The organism is Mesorhizobium abyssinicae, assembly GCF_049887195.1.
Lineage (GTDB): Bacteria > Pseudomonadota > Alphaproteobacteria > Rhizobiales > Rhizobiaceae > Mesorhizobium > Mesorhizobium abyssinicae.
On record NZ_JARAKC010000002.1, the window covers coordinates 720,563 to 744,530 of the forward strand.

A 23,968-nucleotide genomic window follows, 5' to 3' on the forward strand; every position below is an offset into this window, starting at 1 on the left:
GGATCAGACCTGCATGGGCACGGTAGGCAAAGCCGTTTCGCTGCTGGAAAAGCTCGGTCGCGGCGCGCCCGAGGCGGCGCTTGCCGATCTCGCCAGGCGCGCCGGCTTCGACAAGGCTACGACGCGCCGGCTGCTGGTCTCGCTCATCGAGCACGGGCTGGTGGAGCAGGACGAGACCACGCGGCTCTATCGCCTGGGGGCCGGCATCGCGCGGCTGGCGCTGTTGCGCGAGGCGCAGTTTCCGTTCCTGCGCATGGCGATGCCGGTGGTCGAGCAGCTGGCGGCCGAGACCGGCGAGACCGTGCATCTGTCGGAATATTCGAAGCGCGGCTTGATCTCGGTCCATGTCATCGAATCGGCCAAGGCCAACCGCGTCAGCGTGCAGCTTGGCGAGGTGCTGCCTTTGCATGCGACGGCGTCGGGAATTGCCTTCCTGGCGTTCACCGAGGAGCAAGTCCGCGCCGGCGTCCTCGCGGGACCGCTGCCGGCCTTCACGCCCTACACGATCGGCGACGCCGAAACGCTCGCCGAACATATCGCCGCCGCACGCGCGCGCGGCCATTCGACCGGCTCGCAAGGCTATGAGGAAGGCGTGCTCAGCGTCGCGGCACCGATCCTCGGCGCCGACGGCCTGGCCATCGGCGCCATCGCTGTCGCGGCACCCCGGGTGCGGATCCAGAAAGGCGACATCGAGCGCCACGGCGCCAGCGTCGCCGCGGCGGCGCGCGGGATCAGCGAGCGGCTTTTCGGCAGGCTGCCGGGCCGCAAGCGGGCATGACAACAACGACATTGCAGGGAGAACCGACTGTGGACGAGACACGCCGTATCCTGGTTATCGGCACCGGCGACACCAAGGCCGACGAGCTTCTGTTCATGCGCGAGCGCATCGAGGCCGTCGGCGGTGTCGCGGTGATGATGGATGTCAGCGTGCTCGGCGACCCGCCCTACCGGCCGGCCTATGACAGGCAAGCGGTGGCCAGAGCCGCCGACACGACGATCGAGGCGATCATCGCCAGCGGCGACGAGAACTCGGCGATGACGCTGATGGCGCTCGGCGCCTCGCGGCTGGCGCGCGCGCTCCACGACAAAAGCGAGATCGACGGCGTCATCGCGCTCGGCGGCTCGATGGGCACCGACCTTGCGCTCGACGTGGCGCTGGCGCTGCCGCTCGGCGTGCCGAAATTCGTCGTCTCGACGATCGCCTATTCGCATCTCCTGCCGCCCGAGCGGATCGCCACAGACCTGATGATGATCCTTTGGGCCGGCGGGCTCTATGGCCTCAACAGCGCCTGCAAGGCGGTGCTGTCGCAGGCCTGCGGCGCGGTGGTGGGTGCCGCGCAGGCCGTCGTCAAGCCGGACGCGGCAAAGCCGCGGATCGGCATGAGTTCGCTCGGCAAAAGCTGCCTGCACTATATGGTGAGGCTGAAGCCGGAGCTGGAAAAGCGCGGCTACGAGGTGATCGTCTTCCACACCACCGGCATGGGCGGACGGGCGCTGGAGGCAATCGCGGCGCAAAAGGGTTTTGTCGCGGTGATGGATTTCAGCCTGCAGGAACTCGCCAACCAGCTCACCGGCTCGGTGGTGAATTCCGGCACCGACCGGCTGGAGAATGCGGGCCGGCAAGGTATCCCGCAGATCGTCGCGCCCGGCGCCATCGACATGGTGGATTTCCCGACCTGGCAAACGGTGCCGTCGCGTTTCATCGAGCGGCCCTACCATGCGCACAACCGGTTGCTCGCCTCGGTGACCTCGGACGCCTCGACCCGCAAGGAGATCGCGCGCGCCATCGGCGAGAAGCTCGCCGCGGCGACCGGCCCGACCGCCTTCATCCTGCCCGCCGGCGGCATCCAGCAATGGGACCAGGAAGGCGAGCCGCTGCATGAGCCAGAGGCGCTGTCGGCCTTTGTCGAGGAGATGCGTGCCAGCGTCCCTGCCAATGCCGAGCTGCACGAGATCGCCGAACACATCAATGACGCCGCGTTCTGCGCCAAGGCGCTGGAGATCTTCGACCGCTGGGTCGCCGAGGGCATCGTTCCGCCCGGCCGTGGGCACGCCGCATGAGCCGTCCTTCGCCAAAGGCGCTGGTGCTCGACTTCGGCGGCGTCGTCACCCGCACGCTGTTCGAGACGCATGCGCTGACTGAGCGCGCGCTGGGTCTGGCGGCGGGCACGCTTGCCTGGCGCGGCCCGTTCGACCCGGCCTCCGATCCTTTGTGGCGGGCCATGCAGGCGGACGAGATCAGCGAGCGCGACTACTGGAGGACGCGCACGCGCGAGGTCGGCCAGCTGGTCGGCGAGGACTGGCGCGACATGTCGACCTTCGTGCAGCGGGCGCGCGGCGCCGACCCGCAAGCGGTGGTGCGGCCGGAGGCCGAACAGGCGATCCGGACGGCGCATGCGGCCGGCGTCAGGCTGGCCATCCTCTCCAACGAGCTCGACCTGTTCTACGGCACGAGCTTCCGCCAGCGGCTGCCGCTGCTGTCGCTGTTCGAGACGATCGTCGACGCCACCTACACGCACGTCCTCAAGCCAGACCGCCGCGCCTATGCGATGGTCGGCGAGGCGCTGGAGCTGCCACTCGGCGCGTGCGTGTTCGTCGACGACCAGCAGCGCAACATCGACGGCGCCATCGCCGCCGGCATGCTGACCGTGCATTTCGACGTCGCCCGGCCGGCGCAGAGCTATGCCGAGGCGCTTGGCCATTTCGGCCTTGCCCTCCCCCAATCGGAAACCGGAGTTCCCACCGATGCGTGACATCAACTTCCTCACCGAGAACAACGCCAAGCCGATCTGGCATCCGATGGCGCATCCGGCCGAGATGCGGGCGACGCCGCCGAAGATCATCATGAAGGGGGACGGCGTCTCGGTGACCGATGCCGACGGCCGCACCGTGCTCGATGCGGTCGGTGGTCTGTGGAACGTCAACCTTGGCTACAGCTGCGACCCGATCAAGCAAGCGATGGCCGCACAGCTCGATGCGCTCCCCTACTATTCCGGCTTTCGCGGCACCTCGACCGGACCGTCGATCGAGCTCGCCTACGAGCTCACCGACTGGTTCGCGCCGGAGGGCATGGTGCGCGCCTTCTTCACCTCGGGCGGATCGGACTCGGTCGAGACGGCGCTGCGGCTCGCGCGCCAATACTGGAAGATAAGAGGCCAAGGCGACCGGACGAAATTCCTGGCGCTGAAGAAGGGCTATCACGGCACGCATTTCGGTGGCGCCTCGGTCAACGGCAACGCCAATTTCCGCCGCAACTACGAGCCGCTCTTGCCCGGCGTCTTCCACACGCCGGCGCCGTGGACCTACCGGAACCCGTTCGACGAGACCGACCCGGCGAAGCTGGCGAAGCTCTGCGCGCGGGCGATCGAGGACGAGATCGCCTTCCAGGGCGCCGACACCATCGCCGCCTTCATCATGGAGCCGGTGCTCGGCGCCGGCGGCGTCATCGTTCCGCATGAAAGCTTCATGCCGCTGGTGCGCGCGATCTGCGACCGCCACGACATCCTTCTGATCGCCGACGAGGTGGTGACCGGGTTGGGCCGCACCGGTGCGTGGTCCGGCTCGCGGCTCTCCGGCACGAAACCCGACTTCATGACCATCGCCAAGGCGATCACGTCCGGCTACTTCCCGCTCGGTGCTGCGCTGATCGGCGCCAAGGTCGCCGACGTGTTCGAGGCCGACAAGACGAGCTTCGGCGCCATTGGCCATGGCTACACCTATTCCGGCCACCCGGTTGGCTGCGCGGCCGGGCTGGCGGCGCTCGCCGAGACAAAACGGCTCGCCGTCAACGAGAACGCGGCGGTGCGCGGCGTCGAGCTCGGCAAGGTTCTGGAGGCGCTGAAGGCGAAGCATCAGCTGGTCGGCGACGTCCGCTACCAGGGCCTGATGGCGGCGCTGGAGCTGGTCTCGGACCGCGCCGCCAAGAAGCCGGCCGACAAGAAGACATTGGCCGTGGTGGCCGAAGCCGCCTACCAGGCCGGCGTCATGCTGCGCGTCTCCGGCAACACCATCATCCTGTCGCCGCCGCTGGTCATCTCGGCCGCCGATGTGGCGAAGATCGGCGAGGCGCTGGATGCGGCGCTGGCGGCCGCTGACGCGGCCTAGGGAACAGGCAGTAGGGATTAGGGATTAGGGAGCCCAACCCCTACTGCCTACTGCCTACTGCCTACTGCCTATTGCCTACTGCCTGCCCACCCTCTCCTTCCGCCACGCCGCCGGCGACAAGCCAACCGCCTGTCGAAAGAAGCGAGAAAAGTAGGCCGGATCATTGAAGCCGGTCTCATAGGCGATGTCCTCGACCGTGCGGATGGTGAAGAGCAGCAGGCGCTTGGCTTCGACGAGGCGCCGGTCGCCGATCGCCTGGCGCACGCCCGCGCCCAGCACCTGGCGCGCGGCCTTGTCGAGCAGGTGGCGGGTGGTGCCGAGTTCCTCGACATAGCGCTCCACCGGCCAGTCCTCGCGGAAGTGCCGGTCGATCAGCCGCCTGAGCCGCCCGCCGAGCGCCACCGCCGCCGGCACCGCGATGGCATGCGATTGCGCATCGAGGCGAGCGATGCCCGACAGCGCCACCGCGATCAGCGGCGGGAGGATTCTTTCCACGCCGGGCAGCCTGTCGGCATATTCCGCCTGGATCATCCTGACCGTATTACCCAACCTCTCCCACAGCGCGCCCTCGCCGCGCCCTGTGACGAAAACCGGCTGGTCGAGCGGCAGGGCGGACTGCTCGGCGAGCACCGCAAGTGCGGCATCGGCGACCGAGACGACGATGGCATCGGTGCCTGGTTCGATGTCGAAGCCATGCACCACGCCGCTCGGCATGAAGCTCACGGTGGGAGCGGAAAAACTCCAGGTCTTGTCCTCGATCCGATAGGTGCCGCTGCCACCCGTCCAGAAGGTGATCTGCGCCATTTGCGGATGTTTGTGCGCCAGAACCTGGCCGCGATGCACGGAAGCGCGCGCCTGCACCGTCTCGACATGCAGGAAACCGACGTCGAGCGCCCGCGCCGGCTCGCCGTAGACGAAGAATTCGGGAATGGCGGTCTGGCTCATGGCGGCCCGAAAAAGTCCAAGTGATTTATCGCTTTCGTCCATAAACCATCGCGCGGCTTGCGGCTACTCTCCACCAATCAAAGGGAGGATCATGATGCGATCGGAAGATTTCCGGGCCGACACGAAACGGCCGTTCACAGGCGCCGAATATCTCGCGAGCCTGCGCGACGGGCGCCAGGTGTATATCAATGGCGAGCGGGTCGCCGATGTCACCAGCCATCCGGCGATGCGCAATTCGGCGCGTTCGCTGGCCCGGCTTTACGACGCCTTGCACGACCCCAACCGGCAGGCGGCGCTGACCGCGCCGACCGATACCGGCTCGGGCGGCTATACGCACAAATATTTCCGCGTCGCCCACTCTGCCGCCGACCTTGCCCAGCAGCAGACCGCGATCGCCGACTGGTCACGCATGTCCTATGGCTGGATGGGGCGCACGCCCGATTACAAGGCGGCGCTGATGAACACGCTCGGCGCCAATGCCGAGTGGTACGGCCCATTCAAGGACAATGCGCTGGCCTGGCACAAACGCGCCCAGGAAGCGGTCCTGTTCATGAACCACGCCATCGTCAACCCGCCGATCGACCGCCACAAGCCGGCCGAGGCCGTGAAGGACGTGTTCGTGCACATCACCAAGGAGAACGATGCCGGCATCTGGGTGTCGGGCGCCAAGGTGGTGGCGACGTCGTCGGCGCTGACCCACTACAATTTCCTGGCGCAAAGCTCGGCGACGGTCACCGAGGACCCGTCGCTGTCGGTGATGTTCATCGTGCCGATGAACGCGCCGGGCATAAAGATGTTCTGCCGCGTCTCCTACGAGCAGACCGCCAATACGGTCGGCCAGCCCTTCGACTATCCCTTGTCGTCGCGCTTCGACGAGAACGACGCGATCCTGGTGCTGGACAACGTCTTCATCCCCTGGGAGGACGTGCTGGTGCTGCGCGACGCGCAGAAGATCCTATCCTTCCATCCGGCGTCTGGCTTCATGCACGGCTACTGCTTCCAGGGCTGCACGCGCTTCGCCGTCAAGCTCGACTTCCTCTGCGGCCTGCTCGCCAAGGCGCTGCGCGCTACAGGCGGCGATGCCTTCCGCGGCAACCAGGCAGCACTCGGCGAGGTGATCGCGCTGCGCCACATGTTCTGGAGTTTTTCCAACGCGATGGCGCACAACCCGATCCCCTGGGCCAGCGGCGCGGTGCTGCCCAATCTGGAGGCGGCGCTTTCCTACCGCACCTTCATGTCGGAGGCCTATCCTCGCGTCATCGACACGGTGCGCCGGGTGATCGCCTCGGGGCTGATCTACCTGCCGTCCTCGGCCAGGGATTTCGACAATCCGGAGATCGACCGCTACCTGGCGCAATATGTGCGCGGCTCCAACGACATGGGCCATGTCGAGCGCATCAAGATCATGAAGCTGTTGTGGGACGCGACCGGCACCGAATTCGGCGGCCGCCACGCGCTCTACGAGCTCAACTATGCCGGCGCGCCGGAAGAGGTGCGGCTGCAGGTGCTGAAGGGCGCCGAGCGCGGCGGCCGGCTGAAGCAGATGGAGGAACTGGTCGACCAATGCATGGCCGACTATGACGAAAAGGGCTGGACCGGCGATACCTGGCTGCCGCCGCTTTCGGCCGCGGTAAACTAGGGGACCGGCGATGGAGGCGCAGGTCTCGAGGCTGGAATTCCGTGACGCCATGGCGCGGGTCTGCGCGCCGGTCAACATCGTCACCACGGATGGCCCGGCGGGGCGCGGCGGATTCACCGCCACGGCCATGTGCAGCGTTTCGGACGATCCGCCAACGCTGCTGGTGTGCATGAACGAGCGCTCGGCGCAGACCGGCCTGTTCCTCGCCAACCAGCGCTTTTGCGTCAACGTTCTCACCCAGTCGCACATGCATCTGGCGGGAAAGTTCGCCGGCGCGATCCGCGGCATGGCCGAGCGCTATCAAGCCGCGCGCTGGCAGACCATGCCGTCCGGCATGCCGGCGCTGCTCGACGCCATCGTCAGCTTCGATTGCGAGATCGGCGCGGTGAACAAGGTCGGCACGCACAATGTGATGTTCGGCCGCGTCGTCGACATCCGCCACGGCAGCGACGAAGCGGCGCTGCTCTATGTCGGCCGCAACTACATGCAGCCGAGCGCTGTCGGCAGTTTCGGAGGGTGAGGAGCGGCGGTGCCTTCCCTTCTCCCCTTGTGGGAGAAGGTGGATCGGCGCGCAGCGCCGAGACGGATGAGGGATGCGCGACGGAATGAGGCGTGGCTATTTTGAACGTGTCGCCAAGCTGGAACACCCCTCATCCGTCCGAGCTTCGCTCGGCCACCTTCTCCCACAAGGGGAGAAGGGAAGTCCCGCGCGACCTTCACCCCTCCGTCGACTCCGACTGTATCAGGCCTTCGAGCATGTCGAGCAGGCGCTCGTGCTGCTCGGCGCCGTAGCGCTTCTCGATCGCGTCGTAGATGGCGATGCGCTCCGGCGCCAGGTCCTCGATCAGCGCAAGGCCGGCCGGGCTGATGGCGAGCAGAGCGCGGCGGCCGTCGTCCTTGACCTTGTTGCGGGTGATGAATTCGCGCTCTTCCATCGCCTTGATGATGCGGGTGAGGCTCGGCGGCAGAATCGAGGCGCGGTTGGCGAGTTCGGTCGCTTCCAGCGGACCGGTCTCGGCAAGCACCCGCAGCACGCGCCATTGCTGCTCGGTGATGTCGTGGCGGGCAAGCATCGGCCGGAAATGCGCCATGATCACCTCGCGAGCGCGAAGCAGAGCCATCGGCAGGGAGCGACGAGTGCTCGGTGGTAGCAAAATCAGGTCTCCGAAAAATCCAATCCAGTACGAGTCGCGGTAAATATTAGCACCCCGATCGCAGCTATATCCGCGATTTTGCCGGGAGCGGCAATCCCGCCGCCGGGACACAGAGAACGACGCTTGACATTCGATCGTCAAGATGTAATTCACATGTTAATTAAAAGGTGGAGGAACCTTTGCCCCATATGGCGATCGAATATTCCGCGAATCTGGACGCGAAGGTCGACATGGGCGCGCTCTGCGAGCTGGTCTCGCGGACCATCCTCGAAACCGGCCTGTTCGAACAAGGTGCAGTCCGGGTGCGCGCCTTCCGCGCCGAGGCCTATGCGATCGCCGACCGCCTGCCCGAGAACGGCTTCATCGACATGAATTTCCGTATCGGCAAGGGCCGCAGCGCGGCGGAAAAGAAGAGCGCAGGCGAAGCGATCTTCGCGGCGGTGTCCGAGCATCTTGCGACGCTGTTCGCGACGCCGCATTTCGCACTGTCGCTGGAAATCCGCGAGATCGACGCCGAACTCAGTTGGAAGAAGAACGCCATCCATCCGCGGCTTCGCGGCAAGTGACTGAGCGCTAGAGAACAGGAAAGACCCATGGCGGCACTGGACGACAATCTGCGCAAGGCCGAAGCCTATCTGGAGCGCTTCAGGAAGCACGGCGTGCTCAACCAGATCGGCGGCGAGGCGGTGCCCTCCGCCGACGGCTCGACCTATGAGACGATCTCGCCGATCGATCTGAAGCCGATCGCCACGGTGGCGCGCGGCAAGGCCGCCGACATCGACCGTGCCGCCAAGGCGGCGAAGGCCGCCTTCAAGGAGTGGGCGGCAATCTCCGGCGATGCCCGCAAGAAGCTGCTGCACAGGATCGCCGACGCCATCGTCGCGCGCGCCGAGGAGATCGCTTTCGTCGAATGCATGGACACCGGTCAGTCGCTGAAGTTCATGGCCAAGGCGGCGCTGCGTGGCGCGGAAAACTTCCGCTTCTATGGCGACCGTGCGCCGGAAGCCCGCGACGGCCAGACCATCCGCGCGCCGAACCAGGTCAACATGACGACGCGCGCGCCGATCGGTCCCGTCGGCGTGATCACGCCGTGGAACACGCCCTTCATGCTGTCGACCTGGAAGATCGCGCCGGCGCTGGCTGCCGGCTGCACCATCGTCCACAAGCCGGCGGAACTGTCGCCGCTGACCGCGCGCCTGCTGGTCGAGATCGCCGAGGAGGCCGGCCTGCCCAAGGGCGTGTGGAATCTCGTCAACGGTTTCGGCGAGGACGCTGGCCGCGCGCTGACCGAGCACCCCGACATCAAGGCGATCGGCTTCGTCGGCGAGAGCCGCACCGGCTCGATGATCATGCGCCAAGGCGCTGAAACGCTGAAGCGCGTGCATTTCGAGCTTGGCGGCAAGAACCCGGTGATCGTCTTCGCCGACGCCGATCTCGAACGCGCCGCCGACGCCGCCGTCTTCATGATCTATTCGCTCAACGGCGAGCGCTGCACCTCATCGTCGCGCCTGCTGGTCGAGGAAGGCATCTACGACAAGTTCACGGCGCTGGTGGCGGAGAAGGCCAAGCGCATCAGGGTCGGCCATCCGCTCGACCCCGAAACCGTGGTCGGTCCGCTGATCCATCCGGTGCATGAGGAAAAGGTCCTGTCCTATATCGAGATCGGCAAGTCGGAAGGCGCGGTCGTCGCCGCCGGCGGCGGCAAGTTCGACGGCCCGGGCGGCGGCTGCTATGTCAGCCCGACGCTGTTTGTCGGCGCCACCAACACAATGCGCATCGCCCAGGAGGAGATTTTTGGGCCGGTGCTGACCGCGATCTCGTTCAAGCACGAGGCGGAGGCTCTGGCGCTTGCCAACGACACGCAATACGGCCTGACCGGTTATCTCTGGACTTCCGACGTCACCCGCGCCTTCCGCTTCACCGACGCGCTCGAGGCCGGCATGATCTGGGTCAACTCCGAGAATGTGCGGCATTTGCCGACGCCGTTCGGCGGCGTCAAGAGCTCGGGCATCGGCCGCGACGGCGGCGACTGGTCGTTCGATTTCTACATGGAAACCAAGAACATCGCGTTCGCCACGGCGCCGCATTCCATCCAGAAGCTCGGCGGCTGACCGGAGACATCAACATGCCCCTGCCCCAACCCAACCTCTACCCGGCTTTCAACATCGTACGGCTCAGCCACGTCGAGCTCGCCGTCACGGATCTGGCGAAGTCCCGCGCGTTCTATGTCGACACGCTCGGCCTGCAGGTGACCGACGAGACCAAAGACGCGATCTACCTGCGCGCGCTGGAAGAGCGCGGCCATCACTGCATCGTGCTCAGGAAAGGCCCGGTCGCGGAAGCGCGCGACCTCGGCTTCAAGGTCTTTTCCGATGAGGACCTCGACAAGGCCGCGCATTTCTTCGACGGCAAGGGCCTGCCGGTGGAGTGGGTGGAGCGCCCTTACCAGTCGCGCACCTTCCGCACCCGCGATCCGCACGGCATCCCGCTCGAGTTCTATTCGAAGATGGAGCGGCTGCCGCCGATCCATCAGAAATACGCGCTCTACAAGGGCGTGAAGCCGCTGCGCATCGACCACTTCAACTGTTTCTCGCCGAATGTCGATCAATCGGTGGCCTTCTACAACGAGCTCGGCTTCCGCGTCACCGAATACACCGAGGATGAGGAAACCGGGAAACTGTGGGCCGCCTGGACGCACCGCAAGGGCGGCGTGCACGACATCGCCTTCACCAACGGCCTCGGCCCGCGCCTGCACCACGTCGCCTTCTGGGTGCCGACGCCGCTCAACATCATCGACCTGCTCGACCTGATGGCCACCACCGGCTGGCTGCCGAACATCGAGCGCGGCCCGGGCCGGCACGGCATTTCCAACGCGTTCTTTCTGTACATCCGCGATCCCGACAACCACCGCATCGAGATCTATTGCTCGGACTACCAGACTGTCGACCCCGATCTGGAGCCGATCAAATGGGACCTCAAGGATCCGCAGCGCCAGACGCTGTGGGGTGCGCCGGCGCCGAAGAGCTGGTTCGAGGAAGGCAGCGTCTTTGCCGGGGTGAAGCCGCGTCCGTCCGATCTGGCGGCGTCGCCGATCGTGGCGCCCTAACTGTGTGCGGAGTTTCAGCATGAGCGCGGCGCGCCTCGCCACCCTCACCGTCGGCGGCAGGACGCGCTATGGCGCGATCACCGACAAGGGCGTCGTCGACCTTTCGGCGCGCCACACCCAATGGCCGACGCTGCGCGAGGTGATCGAGGCCGGCGCGTTGCGCCGGCTGGCGGAGGGGGCGGATGCCTTCGCGCCCGACTTCAAGGTTGAGGACATCGCCTACGAGATCCCAATCCCCTCCCCGGAAAAAATCATCTGCGTCGGCGTCAATTTTCCAGACCGCAACGAGGAGTACAAGGACGGACAGGCGGCGCCCTCCAACCCGTCGCTGTTCATCCGCTTCCCGCGGTCCTTCGTCGGCCATGGCGCGCCGCTGGTGCGGCCGCCGGAATCGCCGCAGCTCGACTATGAGGGCGAGATCGTCATCGTCATCGGCAAAGGCGGCCGCCGCATCGCCGAGGCCGACGCGCTCGGCCACATCGCGGCGCTGTCGCTGTGCAACGAAGGCACGCTCCGCGACTGGGTGCGCCACGCCAAATTCAACGTCACGCAAGGCAAAAATTTCGACCGTTCCGGTTCGATCGGCCCGTGGCTGGTGCCGTTCACCGACGAGGCGCAGATCGCCGACATCTCGCTTGTCACGCGTGTCAATGGCGAGGTGCGGCAGCAGGACCGCACCGGCCGCATGATCTTCTCCTTCCGCAAGATCATCGCCTACATCTCGACCTTCACCACGCTGGTGCCCGGCGACATCATCGTCACCGGCACGCCGACCGGCGCCGGCGCCCGCTTCGAGCCGCCGATCTGGCTGAAGCCGGGCGACGTCATCGAAGTCGAGGCCGACGGCATCGGCCTGCTCCGCAACGGCGTCGTCGACGAGGGAGCTGGCCGATGATGACCGAAGCGCAGGTCGAGGATGCCGCGGCGAGGCTGTTCGAGGCCGAGCGCGAGCGCCGGCAGATCCGGCTGCTCAACCTCGATTTTCCGCAAGCGACCATGGACGACGCCTACCGGGTGCAGGCGGCGCTGGTGAAGCGCAAGGTGGCGTCGGGGCTGGCCATCAAGGGCTGGAAGATCGGCCTGACCTCGAAGGCGATGCAGTCGGCGCTCAGCATCGACATTCCAGACTCGGGCATTCTGTTCGACGACATGTTCTTCGAGGACGGCGCCACGGTTCCGGCCGGCCGCTTCATCCAGCCGCGGATCGAGGCCGAGATCGCCTTCGTCATGAAGGCGCCGCTCGCCGGCCCGGACGTGTCGATCGACGACGTCCTCGACGCCACCGACCATATCACGCCGGCGCTGGAGATCCTCGACACCCGCATCGAGCGGATGAACAAGGAGACCGGCAGGATCCGCACCTTCTTCGACACCATCTCCGACAATGCCGCCAATGCCGGCATCGTCGTCGGCGGCCGCTCGGCCGGGCCGCGCGAGGCGGACCTGCGCTGGATCGGCGCCATCGTGTCGCGCAATGGCGAGGTCGAGGAGACCGGGCTTGGCGCCGGCGTGCTCGACCATCCGGCGAGAGGTATCGCCTGGCTCGCCAACCGGCTGCATCAGTACGGCATGCGCATCTCCGCCGGAGAGGTGGTGCTGTCCGGCTCCTTCATCCGGCCGGTGGAATGCCGTCACGGCGACCAGATAGCCGCCGATTTCGGCCCGTACGGAACCATCCGCATCGCCTTTGCCTGACAGCACCCATCCCGAAAGAAAAAAGGCCGGGCGCGAATGCGGCCCGGCCAGAAATGAAGGTCAAACCTTCAGAGGGGAACACCGTTCGGCGCAATGGGAGGAGAACGCCGAACGATATATCCTATGTGGGCTTTGACCGGTGAGTTTGCGACGAACAGAATTCCAAATATCAGCCGAACCGCGAAATAATATCGCGCAAGCAGGACCGCGGCCTCAGCCAGCCGCTGCCGCCTCCAGCAGATCGGCATAGTGCCGGCGCGCCACATCCGGGTGGGAACGCAGGCGGCTCTTCAGCACATTGGTCCCGACGTCGCGAAACAGCGGATTGTCGGGGTCGCTTGCCGGACCGCGCGCCTCCGCCGCCAGGTCCTCGGGCAGGTCGAGCAGCGGGATCGTTGCATCGAGCCGGGCGCTGAAGAAGAACGGCACCGAAATGCGCTCGACACCGCGCGGCGGCGTCACCACGCGGTGGACGGTCGCCCGCAGATAGCCGTTCGAGGCCAGTTCGAGCAGCTCGCCGATGTTGACCACCAGCGTCTGCGGGATCGGGTCCACATTCACCCAATTGCCACTGTACTCGACCTGTAGCCCCTTGTTCTCGTCCTGCAGCAGCAGCGTCAGGAAGCCGCCGTCCTTGTGGGCGCCGACGCCCTGGTCGTCGCCGGTGGCGTCGCGGCCGGGGTAGCGCACGATCTTCATGCGATGGTTGGGTTCGTCGCGATAGATCGCATCGAAGGCGTCTTCCGGCTGGTCGAGCGAGAGCGCGAAGGCCTTGAGAAGGCGGATCGCCACCTCGGTCGCCTTGCTCTGCCAGGCAAGTAGCGCCGGTTTCAGCTCCGGCAGGGCGTGCGGCCACTGGTTCGGCCCCTGCAAGCGCGTCCAGGCTGGAACGCCCGGCCACTGCGCGATCGTCGGCCGCTCGACGCCGATGTCGAGCTGCTCGCGCCAGTCGGCCTTGCCCTTGGTCAGCTCGCCGCCGGCGCGCGTATAGCCCCTGAATTGCGAGGATTTGACCATTTCGATCGCCAGCTTGTCGGCCTCCGGCAAGGCGAAGAACCGCCGCGAGGCATCGAGCACGTCGGAGATTTCAGAAGCCGATATGCCGTGGCCGGAGAGATAGAAGAAGCCCACGTCGCGCGCGGCCGTGCGCAGGTCGAACAGAAAGGTCCGCCGTTCCGAGGCGCCCTGGTCGAGGCGGTCGAGATCGAGCACGGGGATAATTCTGGCCATGGTCAGGCTCCTTTCGCGGCACTATGCGACCCCGCCCCACGATGCCATGCGCGCGGCCCCGGCCCAAGCAACGCACGATCCAATCTCGGCGCGAATGACGCAAAGCCGGCGCTGCATTCCGCTGCCGGCGGGCAAAGAACTTCCGGCCCTCCCATCATCAGCGTCGATCCAGCCTGGCGACCAGCCGGTCGCCCGCCCACTGGATGCCGCAGACAAGGATGATCAGGACGATGACCACGGCGACCATGACGCTGGTCTCGAAGCGCTGGTAGCCGTAGCGGATGGCGAGATCGCCAAGCCCGCCGGCGCCGATGGCGCCGGCCATGGCCGAGGCGCCGACCAGCGTCACCAGGGTCACCGTGAAGCCGGCGACGATGCCCGGCAGCGCCTCCGGCACCAGCACCTCGCGGATGATCGTCCAGCGGTTGCCGCCCATGGCGCGCGCCGCCTCGATCAGTCCGTGGTCCACCTCGCGCAGCGACACTTCGGCGATGCGCGCGTAGTAGGGCGTGGCGGCGATCGCCAGCGGCACGATGGCCGCCCAAGTACCGATCGAGGTGCCGACGATCAGCCGCGTGACCGGGATCAAGGCGACGAGCAGGATGATGAAGGGGACGGAACGGAAGCCGTTGACGACGCCGCCGAGGATGCGGTTCACCCACAGGCTTTCGGCGATGCCGCCGCGATCGGTGGCGACCAGCGCCAGGCCGAGCGGCAGGCCGAAGACCAGCGAGATGAGGCCGGAGGCTCCGGTCATCAGCACCGTTTCCCAGATCGAACGGATGAGAAGCTCAAACAGAACCGGCGACATGGCCAAGCACCTCCACCCGCGCCTCGCGGGTCTTCAGGAACGCAATGACTTCCAACAGATGCTTTGCATCGTTGCCGGGCACCGCGAGGAACAGCGTGCCGACGGGCTGCTGCTGGACATGATCGATGCCGCCATGGACGAGGCGAAACGGTCCCGGCACCGCGGTGGCAAGGTCCGACAGCAGCGGGCCGCGCGCGGCCTCGCCGGCGACATCGATCCTCAGGATCGTCTCGCCGCCGCCTGCCGGAACGAGCCGGCTGGCGATCTCATCAGGCAGTTGCGGCCGGATGCCGCCGAGCAGGCTCCTGGTGATCTCTGACCTCGGATCGGCGAAGACCGACCAGACAGGGCCTTCCTCGACGATCCGCCCGGCATCGATCACCGCGACGCGGTCGGCGATCGAGCGGATCACCTCCATCTCGTGGGTGATGAGCAGGATGGTGAGGCCGAGCCGCCGGTTGATGTCCTTGAGCAGCGCGAGGATCGAGCGCGTCGTCTCCGGGTCGAGCGCCGAGGTCGCCTCGTCGGACAACAACAGCGCGGGACGCGCGGCGAGCGCCCTGGCAATGCCGACACGCTGCTTCTGGCCGCCCGACAGCGCGGCCGGATAGGCTTTTGCTTTCTCCGACAGGCCGACGAGTTCCAGGAGTTCAGTCGCACGCGCCAGACGCTCGGCCCTGGGCCGGCCCTCGATCTTGAGCGGCAGCGCCACATTGTCCTCGACGGTCTTGGCCGAGAGCAGATTAAAATGCTGGAAGATCATGCCGATGCGGCGGCGCAGCGGCTGCAGTTCGCGCTCGCCGAGCCCGCCGATCTCGCGGCCCTCGATGACGACCTCGCCGGAATCCGGCCGCTCCAGCCCGTTCAGGCAGCGGATCAGCGTTGACTTGCCGGCACCGCTGCGGCCGATAATGCCCAATATCTCGCCCTTGCGCACCGTCAGCGAGACGCCGTCGAGCGCCGGCGTCGCACCGAAGCGCCGCTTCAGATCGACGAGGCGGACGACATCTTCCCGATCTGCCGGAGGGCTGTGCGCCGGATCGGCCACTTCGGCCGTGACATGCTGGTTCATCTTTGTTTCCGTTTCAGCGATCCGCAAACGCGATGGCGGCCCGCCGAACAGCGGGCCGCCTGCTGCTGCAAGCCAGGCGCCGATCAATAGGCGCTGATGCCGGTGCCATTGTAGACCTTGTCGAATTCGGCCTTCACCGTTTCGTTCTGGTAGGACGCGACCAGCGTCTTCACCCAGGGTTCGTTCTCGCTGCCGACCTTGACGGCGATGAAGTTGCGGTAGGGATTGTCGGCCACCGGCTCCTGGGCAATGCGGTTGTCGGGACCGAGGCCGCTCTTCAACGCCCAGTCGGTGTTGACGACGGCGGCGTCGAGATCCTCGACCGAGCGGCCAACGATGCCGGCATCGAGTTCCTTGATGGCGACCTTCTTCGGGTTTTCCGAAATGTCGGCAGTGGTCGCCAGGATGCCGGTGCCGTCCTTCAGCTTGATCACGCCCTCGTTCTGCAGCACATGCAGGGCGCGGCCCTCGTTGGACGGATCGTTGGGCAGGCCGATGACGGCGCCTTCCGGCAGGTCGGCGACCTTGGTGTATTTCTTCGAATAGAGGCCGATCGGCCAGACGCCGGTATAGCCGACGGGGACGATGTGGTAGCCCTGTGTCTTGATCTGGTTGTCGAGATAGGGCTTGTGCTGGAAGGCGTTGGCATCGATCTCGCCGCGTTCCAGCGCCTCGTTGGGCTGGGTGTAGTCGTTGAAGACGACGGTCTCGATGGTGAGGCCTTTCTCGGCCGCCTGGGCGACGACGACGCGCCAGACATCCTCGTCCTCGCCGCTGATGATGCCGACCTTGATCGCCTTCTTGTCCTCGGCGAAGGAGGGCGTCGGCGTTGTGAGGCCGACAACGGCAAGCGCCGAGGCAAGAAGCGCCGCAAGTCCGGCGCGCCTGGTGATTGACGTAACGAGAGTTTTTGAAGCGTTGCCGTGTCCGGACATGGTTCTTTCCTTGCGATCCTGAAATCGTTTCGGCTTGGCGGAATGCGAAGCCTTGATGACAGCATCGGCAATGCTTGGCGTCCGATCAAAGAACTGCTTTTCTTCTCAGGAGCAGAGCAGGAAATATTCTCTCAAAGATTTCACGACAGCGAGCACGCCCGCCGGGGTGCGGGTGAGCGGCGGGAGGCGCCGCCTGGAATCGGCGGCGCGACCACGGTCGGGAAGTCAGAACGTCTCGACCCAGGGCCTGAGCTCCACCTCGAAGCTCCAGGCGCTGCGATGCTGGCGATGGACCGCGAGATAGGTCTCGGCGATCGCGTCCGGCGACAGGCGGCGATCCGGCCGGTCCGGCTCGGTCGCCTGTCCGGGCGGCTCGATCTGGCCGTCGATGATGAAATGCGCAACGTGGATGTTCTTTGGGCTGAGCTCGCGCGCCATCGACTGCGCCAGTCCGCGCAGGCCGAATTTCGGCATGGCGAAACCGGCCGATCCGGAAAAACCCTTGAGGCTGGCCGTGGCGCCGGTGAACAGGATCGAGCCGGAACCGCGCGCCAGCAGCCGCCGCGCCGCCTGCTGGCCGACGAGGAAGCCGCCGTAGGCGCCGATCAGCAGCGCCTGTTTCACCGCGTCCGGGTCGAGCTCGGCGATCGGTCCGCGCGTGCGTCCGCTGGCATTGAAGGCGGCAAGCGCAAGAGGGCCCGCCTTGTCGGCGGCCTCGAACAGCCTGGCCACCGACGCAGCATCGGCGACGTCGGTCTCGACGGCCAGCGCGCCGGTTTCTTCGACCAGCGAGGCGAGCTTGCCGGTGTTGCGCGCGGCCAGCACCACCCGAAATCCCTCCTTGGTCAGGAGACGCGCCAGGGAGGCGCTCAAGCCCTGCCCCGCGCCTGCGATCACCGCGATATCGGTTGCCATGTTGTCCTCCTTGCAAACGTCTTTCCGCCTGCAGCGTCGCGCCTTCGACGACAAGAGGCAAGAAAAGCCTGCTCCGGTGCCTGCGTCAGGAGGACGTGGATACCAAAGGCCTACCGTGCAAGAAGCTGGCATGCAAACCCGAACTGCCTGGCTCAACCCGGGTTGCGCGACTTACTAGGACCGTTCCGCCTTCAGCACCGAGACCGCCGCCTCGCTGTTGTGGATATGGTCGTTGGCGTCGGGCTGGCGCTGCACCAGCAGCAGGAACAGAAGGTCGGTCAGGGTCAGCTGCGCGTCGCGCGCGGTGATCGAGGAGGAACGGGCGCGCTCCTCGTCGGCGATGGTGTAGAGGCGGATGTTGGCGACGCGGCTCAGCGGATTGTCGTGCAGGCCGGTGACGGCGATCACGGTGGTGCCGCGCTTGCGGGCCAGCTCGGCGATGCGCAAGGTTTCGATGCTGGCGCCGGAATGGGAGAGCGCGAACAGCACGTCATCCGGCCCAAGCGTCGAGACATTGGCCATCTGGATGTGGCTGTCGCTGTCGTGCAGGACATTGCGGCCGAGCTTCATCAGCTTGTAGGAGAAATCGCGTGCCACCAGCGAGGAGGCGCCGACGCCGACCAGATGGATGCGGCGCGCGCGATCGAGCAGGTCCAGCGCCCGGGAAAGGATCCGCTCGCTGTTGGCGGCAACGGTCTGCTGCATCGACAGAAGCTTGCTGCCGATCAGCTTCTTGAGGATGACCTGATGGCTGTCGCCGACCTCGATCGAGCCGTGGATGACGCCGGCCGGCACCTGCCATTCCTGCGCCTTGGCCTCGCTGACGGCGAGCTTCAGCTCCTGATAGCTGGCATAGCCGAGCTTCTGGCTGAACTTGACGACGCTCGACTGGCTGCGGCCGATCTCGGCCGCGAGCGCAGCCGTCGACAGGCGCAGCATCTGATCGGGATTGTCGACGATGTAGCGGCCGATCTCGCGATCGCCCTGCGCCATCGTCTCGAGCTTGGCCTCGATCTTCTTCAGGACGGACATCGAGTTCCCTTGCGCTGGTCACCAGCCGCCCATCGCGGTTGGCAATGCCTTAGCATGGAATAAATTATTCCAATTTCAATTGACAGCCAAGAATGGTCGATCGAGTGTCAATGGAAGCGGATCGAACCGGGAGTCGGCATGGACAAATTGCGGATCATCGGCGGAAAGCGGCTCGAGGGCGCGGTGACGATCTCGGGCGCCAAGAACGCGGCGCTGCCGCAGATCGCTGCGGCACTGCTCAGCCCCTATCCGCTGCAGCTGACCAACCTGCCTTCCGTAACCGACGTCGAGAACATGCTGGGCGTCGTCGGCCTGCATGGCGCCGTGGTCACCAGGTCCGCGCACGCGGCGACGATAGACACCGGTGCCGCCGTTTCCGCGGAAACGTCCTATGACACGGTCAGAAAAATGCGCGCCACCGTGCTGGTGCTGGGGCCGCTGCTTGCCCGCTTCGGCCATGCCAGGGTGTCGCTGCCGGGCGGCTGCGCCATCGGTGCCCGGCCGGTCGACATGCATGTCGCGGCGCTCGCCGCGCTCGGCGCCGATATCGGAATCGAGGGCGGATCGATCGTCGCCTCGGCGCCGAACGGCCTCAAGGGCGCGCGCATCGTGCTCAGCTCGCCTTCGGTCGGCGCGACCGAAACGGCGATGATGGCGGCGACGACGGCCAAGGGCGAGACGGAGATCCTCAACGCGGCGCGCGAGCCGGAAGTGGCGGACCTTGCCGCCTGCCTCAACGCCATGGGCGCGCGCATCGAGGGCGCCGGCACGCACCGCATCCTGATCGAGGGCGGCACCAGCTGGCGCGCCGCCACGCATGACATCATCCCCGATCGCATCGAGGCTGGCACCTATGCGGTCGCGGCGGCCATCACCGGCGGCCAGCTTGAGCTCACCCATGCCAGGTTGGAGCACATGGCATCGGTGGTGCAATTGCTGGAGGCCGCCGGGGTGAAAATCTGGCCAGGCGATCGTGGGCTGATCGTGTCGCGCGACGGACCGCTCAAGGCGGTCGACGTCACCACCGAGCCCTATCCGGGATTTCCGACCGACCTGCAGGCGCAGTTCATGGCGCTGATGTGCTGTGCCGACGGCGCCTCGCTGTTGCGCGAGACGATCTTCGAGAACCGTTTCATGCACGTGCCGGAGCTGACGCGGCTCGGCGCCAACATCAAGCTGCAGGGCACGACGGCGCTGGTGCGCGGCGGCGAAAAGCTGCGAGGCGCCCAGGTGATGGCGACGGATCTGCGCGCCTCGGTCTCCCTGGTGCTGGCGGCGCTGGTGTCGGAAGGCGAGACGATCATCAACCGCGTCTACCATCTCGACCGCGGCTATGAGCAGCTCGACCGCAAGCTGCGTCTCTGCGGCGCCGAGATCGAGCGGATCGGGAGATGAGCGCCGATGCGGGCTCGCCGCATTTCTTCCTCGGCGTCGACGGCGGCGGCACCGGCTGCCGGGCCCGCATCGAGGACGAGGCGGGAACCGTTCTCGGGCAAGGCCTGTCCGGCCCGGCGACGACGCGGCTCGGCATCGAGCCAGCCTGGGCCTCCGTCTCGCGGGCCTTCGGCGCGGCGATCGACGAGGCCGGTTTCGGGCCGGCGGAGATCGCCCGGATCCGCGCCGGCATCGGCCTCGCCGGCATCGGCCGCAAGGGTGCGCTGGAGGCGCTCAAGGCGATCGCGCATCCTTTCGCCAGCATCGCTTTCGTCAGCGACGGGGTCGGGGCCTGCCTTGGCGCGCATTCGGGCCAGGACGGCGCCATCGTCATTGCCGGCACCGGCTCGATCGGGCTCGGCTTCGTCGACGGGCGCGACCTGCGCGTCGGCGGCTACGGTTTTCCGATCTCGGACGAAGGCAGCGGCGCTGACCTCGGCCTCAAGGCGGTGCGGCTTGCCCTGCGCGCCCATGACGGACGCCACGAGCGGACGGCGCTGCTCGCCGAAGTCATGCAGCGCTTCAAGGACGATCCGATGGAGGCCGTCGCCTGGATGGACCGCGCCAGCGCCACCGACTACGCGGCGCTGGCGCCGATGGTGATCCGCCATGCCGACCAGGGCGACGCGGCCGGGCGGCGGATCGTGCAGAGCGCGGCCGAGCAGGTCAACACTTTCGTGCGGGTGCTGTTCGACAAGGGCGCGCCGCGGGTGACGCTGCTCGGGGGCCTGTCCAGCCCGCTCGAGCCGTGGCTCGCGCCCGACGTGCGCCGGCGTCTGAAGCCCGCCGACGGCGATGCCGTTTCGGGAGCGATCATCCTGGCCAAAAGGTCCCTCGCCGGTCGCTGACGCGTCTCGTCGATAGGAATATTTTATTCCACTCTGTCGTTGACGCTGCGAATATTGAATTCTAAAAAGTTAACGAAGCAGAACCGGCCACAAATATGAGCGCCAATGCCGCGACTGCGGCACTGGTCGGCGTCCGGTGCTGCATCAGATTCCCTGCCGAAAGGCAGCGTTTGAAAGCAAGCGGATGAGCGAACACGGCTTGATGTCCGAGCTGGAGCGGTTGGTTTCCGAGGACCGGAACCCGCGCACGATGGACATCGACCTGTTGCCCACCGCCGACGTGTTGCGCCGGATCAATGACGAGGACAAGGGCGTCGCCGCCGCCGTCGAGAAGGTCATCCCGGAGATAGCGATGGCCGTCGACCGGATCGTGCAAGCCTTCCAGAAGGGCGCTCGGCTGATCTATATCGGCGCCGGCACCAGCGGCCGGCTGGGCGTCCTCGACGCCTCCGAATGCCCGCCGACCTTCGGCGTTCCCGAAGATATGGTGATCGGCCTCATCGCCGGCGGTGCCGAAGCGCTGGTGCGCGCCGCCGAAGGCGCCGAGGACGATCCGAAGCAGGGCGCGGAGGACCTGCGGGATATCGTCCTCACCGCCGACGACGTGGTGGTCGGCATCGCCGTCAGCGGCCGCACGCCCTACGTCATTGGCGGGCTCAACTACGCCAAGGACGTGGGCGCGACGACGGTGGCGCTGTCCTGCAATCCGCGCTCGACCATCGCCGGCATTGCCGACATCGCCATCTCGCCGGTCGTCGGTCCGGAGGTGCTTACCGGCTCGACCCGGCTGAAGTCGGGCACCGCGCAGAAGCTGGTCCTCAACATGCTGACCACCGCCAGCATGATCCGCATCGGCAAGAGCTACCAGAACCTGATGGTCGACCTCAATCCGTCCAACAAGAAGCTGGTGGCGCGGGCCGTCCGCATCATCATGCAGACGACCGGCTGCACGGCGCAGCAGGCACGGCAGGCGCTGGAGGCGACGGACAAGGACGTGAAGCTGGCAATCCTGATGGTGATTACCGGCATGGGCGTGGAAGATGCGCGTGAGGCGCTCGGCAAGGCGGGAGGGTTCCTGCGCAAGGTGATCAGCGAAAAGACGGCGTGAAGCCGCATGAGAAAACTGGGCCGACAGTCCGGGGCGCCTGCCCCTTTGAAGCGGTCCGCGGAATTGCAAAGCAAGGTCGAACGAAATGGGAGACGACAATGGTCAAGGATCTGACGAGGAAACTGATTTCGGGCATGGCGCTTGCGGCGCTGGTCGGCATCGCCGCCGCGCCGTTGGAGGCAAGCGCGGCAACGCTGCACATGGCCTGGGCGCAGGACGCCACCGGGCTCGATCCGCACAAGCAGACCGCCTTTTCGTCGCTGAGGCTCTTGGAGCTGGTCTATGAACCGCTGGTCAGGGTCGATGCCAGCCTGAAGATCGTGCCGGCGATCGCCGATAGCTGGCAGTTCTCGGCCGACGGCAAGGAACTGAGCTTCAAGCTCAACCCGAAGGCCAAGTTCCAGAACGGCGCCGCTGTCACCTCGGCCGACGTGAAGGCCTCGTTCGAGCGTATCCTCGACGAGAAGACGGGTGCTGCGGCCCGCGCCAATTTCCTGTCGATCGCCAGCATCGACACGCCCGATCCGGCGAGTGTCGTCTTCCATCTGTCGCAGCCGGACGTGCCGCTGCTGACGGCGATGAGCGACGTCAACGCGGCCATCGTTCCGGCAAGCGAGATCGCCGCCGGCTCGATCGGGACCAAGGCGATCGGCTCCGGCCCGTTCAAGCTCGACAAATGGGATCCGAATGCCAAGGAAGTGCTCAGCGCCAACAAGGACTGGGCCGGCGGCGCCACCGGCGTCGACGGCATCGAGATCAGCGTGCTGCCGGACGAGACGGCGATCCTGGCGGCGATGCGCACCAAGCAGATCGACTTCGCGCTGCTCAACGACCCGCTGGTCGCCACGCTGGTGCCGAAGGAAGCCAGCCTGCAGCTCAACCGCGTGCCGGTGCTTGCCTATCACGTGCTGCAGCTCAACCCGTCGCGCAAGCCGATGACCGAGCTGAAGGTGCGGCAGGCGATCTCCTGCGCCATCGACCGGCAGGAGGTGCTGGACACCGCCTCGCTCGGCGAGGGCAAGGTGACCGGGCCGCTGACCATTCCCTCGATGGCCACCGATCCCGGCCAGCTGTTCTGCTACAAGCGCGACGTCGAGAAGGCGAAGAAGCTGATGGCCGAAGCCGGCTTTGCCGACGGCTTTTCGGCGACCGTGATCGGCGCCACCGGCGAGCCGCCGACGGCGGCGGCGGAAGCCCAGGTCATCCAGTCGCAGCTCGCCGAGATCGGCGTCAAGCTCGACATCAAGATGATGGAGCTCAACGTTTACGTCGACGCCTGGCTGAAGGGCGATTTCGACATGGCGGTGGCGCTCAATGGCGGCAGGGCCGACCCCTACACAATGTACAACCGCTACTGGACCAAAGCCGGCAATCTGCAGAAGGTGGCCAACTACATCGACGACACGCTGGACAGCCAGATGCAGAAGGGCCGCGCCGAGACCGATCCGGAAAAGCGCAAGGCGATCTTCGCCGAGTTCGAAAAGCACATCGCCGACGTTTCGCCGTGGATCTGGCTCTACACCTCCTACAGCTACACGGCGCAGCAGAAGATGGGATGGTTGCCGCCCTCCCCAGACGGCATCGCAATGTGCCAAGGTCGTGGTGTTCAACGCCACGAAAAGGAGAGGACGGCAAATGGAAGATACAATGATCGGGGTGGACCTGGCAAAGAACGCTTTCCAGCTTCACGGCGCGACAATGACGGGGCATTTGAAATTCCGTAAGAAGCTGACGCGGTCACGGTTCCGGCAGTTCATGGCATGCCAGCCGTCTGCTGTGGTTGTGATGGAAGCATGCGGTAGCGCGAGCTACTGGGCGCGGGAAATGGTCAAGCTTGGCCATGAGGTGAAACTGATCGCGCCGCAATATGTGCGGCCCTTTGTGAAAAGGCAGAAAAACGATGCTGCCGATGCTGAGGCAATCGTCGTTGCGGCACAGCG

General features: G+C 66.2%; 23 protein-coding genes and 1 pseudogene. 16 read left to right on the forward strand and 8 right to left on the reverse strand.

Features of this window, described 5'->3' with window-relative positions:
• The first annotated feature begins 13 nt into the window (after positions 1 to 13).
• Genes PU724_RS07975 through PU724_RS07990 form a run of 4 tightly spaced genes read left to right on the forward strand, consistent with a single transcriptional unit; the run spans position 14 to position 4,104 of the window.
• Positions 14 to 778 carry an IclR family transcriptional regulator gene (locus tag PU724_RS07975; protein WP_127286348.1) on the forward strand — a complete coding sequence of 255 codons (765 nt, stop codon included), beginning with the start codon at positions 14 to 16 and terminating at the stop codon, positions 776 to 778.
• Positions 775 to 2,061, forward strand: a complete 1,287-nt coding sequence (locus PU724_RS07980; RefSeq protein WP_127286347.1) for a Tm-1-like ATP-binding domain-containing protein — start codon at positions 775 to 777, stop codon at positions 2,059 to 2,061. Before PU724_RS07975 ends, PU724_RS07980 begins: the two co-directional genes overlap by 4 nt.
• A complete protein-coding gene (locus PU724_RS07985) occupies positions 2,058 to 2,753 on the forward strand; it encodes an HAD family hydrolase (protein ID WP_354421221.1) in 696 nt (231 codons plus the stop codon). The genes PU724_RS07980 and PU724_RS07985 overlap by 4 nt, the downstream gene beginning before the upstream one ends.
• On the forward strand, positions 2,746 to 4,104 hold the full coding sequence (locus PU724_RS07990; protein WP_354421222.1) for an aminotransferase class III-fold pyridoxal phosphate-dependent enzyme: 1,359 nt from the start codon (positions 2,746 to 2,748) through the stop codon (positions 4,102 to 4,104). Before PU724_RS07985 ends, PU724_RS07990 begins: the two co-directional genes overlap by 8 nt.
• A gap of 75 nt (positions 4,105 to 4,179) precedes the next feature.
• Here PU724_RS07990 and PU724_RS07995 read toward each other — a convergent pair whose 3' ends face one another.
• Complete coding sequence (locus PU724_RS07995; protein WP_354421224.1) at positions 4,180 to 5,049, reverse strand: helix-turn-helix domain-containing protein; 870 nt, start codon at positions 5,047 to 5,049, stop codon at positions 4,180 to 4,182.
• Between the two features lie 94 nt (positions 5,050 to 5,143).
• Between PU724_RS07995 and PU724_RS08000 the strand changes: the two genes are divergently transcribed.
• Together PU724_RS08000 and PU724_RS08005 are read left to right on the forward strand one after the other, a co-directional pair.
• Positions 5,144 to 6,688, forward strand: a complete 1,545-nt coding sequence (locus PU724_RS08000; RefSeq protein ID WP_354421272.1) for a 4-hydroxyphenylacetate 3-hydroxylase N-terminal domain-containing protein — start codon at positions 5,144 to 5,146, stop codon at positions 6,686 to 6,688.
• Positions 6,689 to 6,698: 10 nt separating this feature from the next.
• On the forward strand, positions 6,699 to 7,208 hold the full coding sequence (locus PU724_RS08005; protein ID WP_292351450.1) for a flavin reductase: 510 nt from the start codon (positions 6,699 to 6,701) through the stop codon (positions 7,206 to 7,208).
• A gap of 196 nt (positions 7,209 to 7,404) precedes the next feature.
• On the opposite strand, the gene hpaR is transcribed toward PU724_RS08005, so the two are convergent.
• Positions 7,405 to 7,809 carry a homoprotocatechuate degradation operon regulator HpaR gene (hpaR, locus tag PU724_RS08010; RefSeq protein ID WP_245478510.1) on the reverse strand — a complete coding sequence of 135 codons (405 nt, stop codon included), beginning with the start codon at positions 7,807 to 7,809 and terminating at the stop codon, positions 7,405 to 7,407.
• A gap of 212 nt (positions 7,810 to 8,021) precedes the next feature.
• On the opposite strand from hpaR, the gene PU724_RS08015 reads away from it, so the two are divergent.
• The 5 genes from PU724_RS08015 to hpaH are packed head-to-tail and all read left to right on the forward strand — an operon-like array spanning position 8,022 to position 12,643.
• Positions 8,022 to 8,408: a 5-carboxymethyl-2-hydroxymuconate Delta-isomerase gene (locus PU724_RS08015; protein ID WP_127392545.1), complete on the forward strand. Its 387-nt coding sequence runs from the start codon at positions 8,022 to 8,024 to the stop codon at positions 8,406 to 8,408.
• 27 nt (positions 8,409 to 8,435) lie between these two features.
• Entirely contained in the window at positions 8,436 to 9,953 is a 1,518-nt protein-coding gene (gene hpaE, locus PU724_RS08020) for a 5-carboxymethyl-2-hydroxymuconate semialdehyde dehydrogenase (RefSeq protein ID WP_354421226.1), read from the forward strand.
• A 14-nt stretch (positions 9,954 to 9,967) separates the two neighbouring features.
• Complete coding sequence (gene hpaD, locus PU724_RS08025) at positions 9,968 to 10,948, forward strand: 3,4-dihydroxyphenylacetate 2,3-dioxygenase (protein ID WP_354421228.1); 981 nt, start codon at positions 9,968 to 9,970, stop codon at positions 10,946 to 10,948.
• Between the two features lie 19 nt (positions 10,949 to 10,967).
• Entirely contained in the window at positions 10,968 to 11,843 is an 876-nt protein-coding gene (locus PU724_RS08030; RefSeq protein ID WP_354421230.1) for a fumarylacetoacetate hydrolase family protein, read from the forward strand.
• A complete protein-coding gene (hpaH, locus tag PU724_RS08035) occupies positions 11,840 to 12,643 on the forward strand; it encodes a 2-oxo-hept-4-ene-1,7-dioate hydratase (protein ID WP_354421232.1) in 804 nt (267 codons plus the stop codon). The genes PU724_RS08030 and hpaH overlap by 4 nt, the downstream gene beginning before the upstream one ends.
• 213 nt (positions 12,644 to 12,856) lie before the next feature.
• On the opposite strand, the gene PU724_RS08040 is transcribed toward hpaH, so the two are convergent.
• The 6 genes from PU724_RS08040 to PU724_RS08065 form a co-directional block, all read right to left on the reverse strand.
• Positions 12,857 to 13,873: an isopenicillin N synthase family dioxygenase gene (locus PU724_RS08040; RefSeq protein ID WP_354421233.1), complete on the reverse strand. Its 1,017-nt coding sequence runs from the start codon at positions 13,871 to 13,873 to the stop codon at positions 12,857 to 12,859.
• Between the two features lie 157 nt (positions 13,874 to 14,030).
• Positions 14,031 to 14,684 (reverse strand): methionine ABC transporter permease, encoded by a 654-nt coding sequence (locus PU724_RS08045; protein ID WP_354421235.1) that lies wholly within the window; start codon positions 14,682 to 14,684, stop codon positions 14,031 to 14,033.
• Positions 14,665 to 15,756 (reverse strand): methionine ABC transporter ATP-binding protein, encoded by a 1,092-nt coding sequence (locus PU724_RS08050; protein ID WP_354421237.1) that lies wholly within the window; start codon positions 15,754 to 15,756, stop codon positions 14,665 to 14,667. Before PU724_RS08050 ends, PU724_RS08045 begins: the two co-directional genes overlap by 20 nt.
• Before the next feature lie 83 nt (positions 15,757 to 15,839).
• Complete coding sequence (locus PU724_RS08055) at positions 15,840 to 16,691, reverse strand: MetQ/NlpA family lipoprotein (protein ID WP_354421239.1); 852 nt, start codon at positions 16,689 to 16,691, stop codon at positions 15,840 to 15,842.
• Positions 16,692 to 16,916: 225 nt separating this feature from the next.
• Complete coding sequence (locus PU724_RS08060) at positions 16,917 to 17,606, reverse strand: SDR family NAD(P)-dependent oxidoreductase (protein ID WP_354421241.1); 690 nt, start codon at positions 17,604 to 17,606, stop codon at positions 16,917 to 16,919.
• Positions 17,607 to 17,780: 174 nt separating this feature from the next.
• Complete coding sequence (locus tag PU724_RS08065) at positions 17,781 to 18,638, reverse strand: MurR/RpiR family transcriptional regulator (protein ID WP_128273876.1); 858 nt, start codon at positions 18,636 to 18,638, stop codon at positions 17,781 to 17,783.
• A 138-nt stretch (positions 18,639 to 18,776) separates the two neighbouring features.
• Between PU724_RS08065 and murA the strand changes: the two genes are divergently transcribed.
• The 5 genes and pseudogenes from murA to PU724_RS08090 form a co-directional block, all read left to right on the forward strand.
• Positions 18,777 to 20,033 (forward strand): UDP-N-acetylglucosamine 1-carboxyvinyltransferase, encoded by a 1,257-nt coding sequence (gene murA / locus PU724_RS08070; RefSeq protein ID WP_354421243.1) that lies wholly within the window; start codon positions 18,777 to 18,779, stop codon positions 20,031 to 20,033.
• Positions 20,030 to 20,920 (forward strand): glucosamine kinase nucleotide-binding domain-containing protein, encoded by an 891-nt coding sequence (locus PU724_RS08075; protein ID WP_354421245.1) that lies wholly within the window; start codon positions 20,030 to 20,032, stop codon positions 20,918 to 20,920. Before murA ends, PU724_RS08075 begins: the two co-directional genes overlap by 4 nt.
• A gap of 184 nt (positions 20,921 to 21,104) precedes the next feature.
• Positions 21,105 to 22,028 (forward strand): N-acetylmuramic acid 6-phosphate etherase, encoded by a 924-nt coding sequence (gene murQ, locus PU724_RS08080; protein WP_354421247.1) that lies wholly within the window; start codon positions 21,105 to 21,107, stop codon positions 22,026 to 22,028.
• A gap of 98 nt (positions 22,029 to 22,126) precedes the next feature.
• The gene (locus PU724_RS08085; RefSeq protein WP_354421248.1) at positions 22,127 to 23,752 is read left to right on the forward strand and encodes an ABC transporter substrate-binding protein; all 1,626 of its coding nucleotides are present in this window, start codon (positions 22,127 to 22,129) and stop codon (positions 23,750 to 23,752) included.
• Positions 23,664 to 23,968: pseudogene (locus tag PU724_RS08090) on the forward strand (IS110 family RNA-guided transposase); the annotation flags it as partial. The gene PU724_RS08085 and the pseudogene PU724_RS08090, both read left to right, overlap by 89 nt.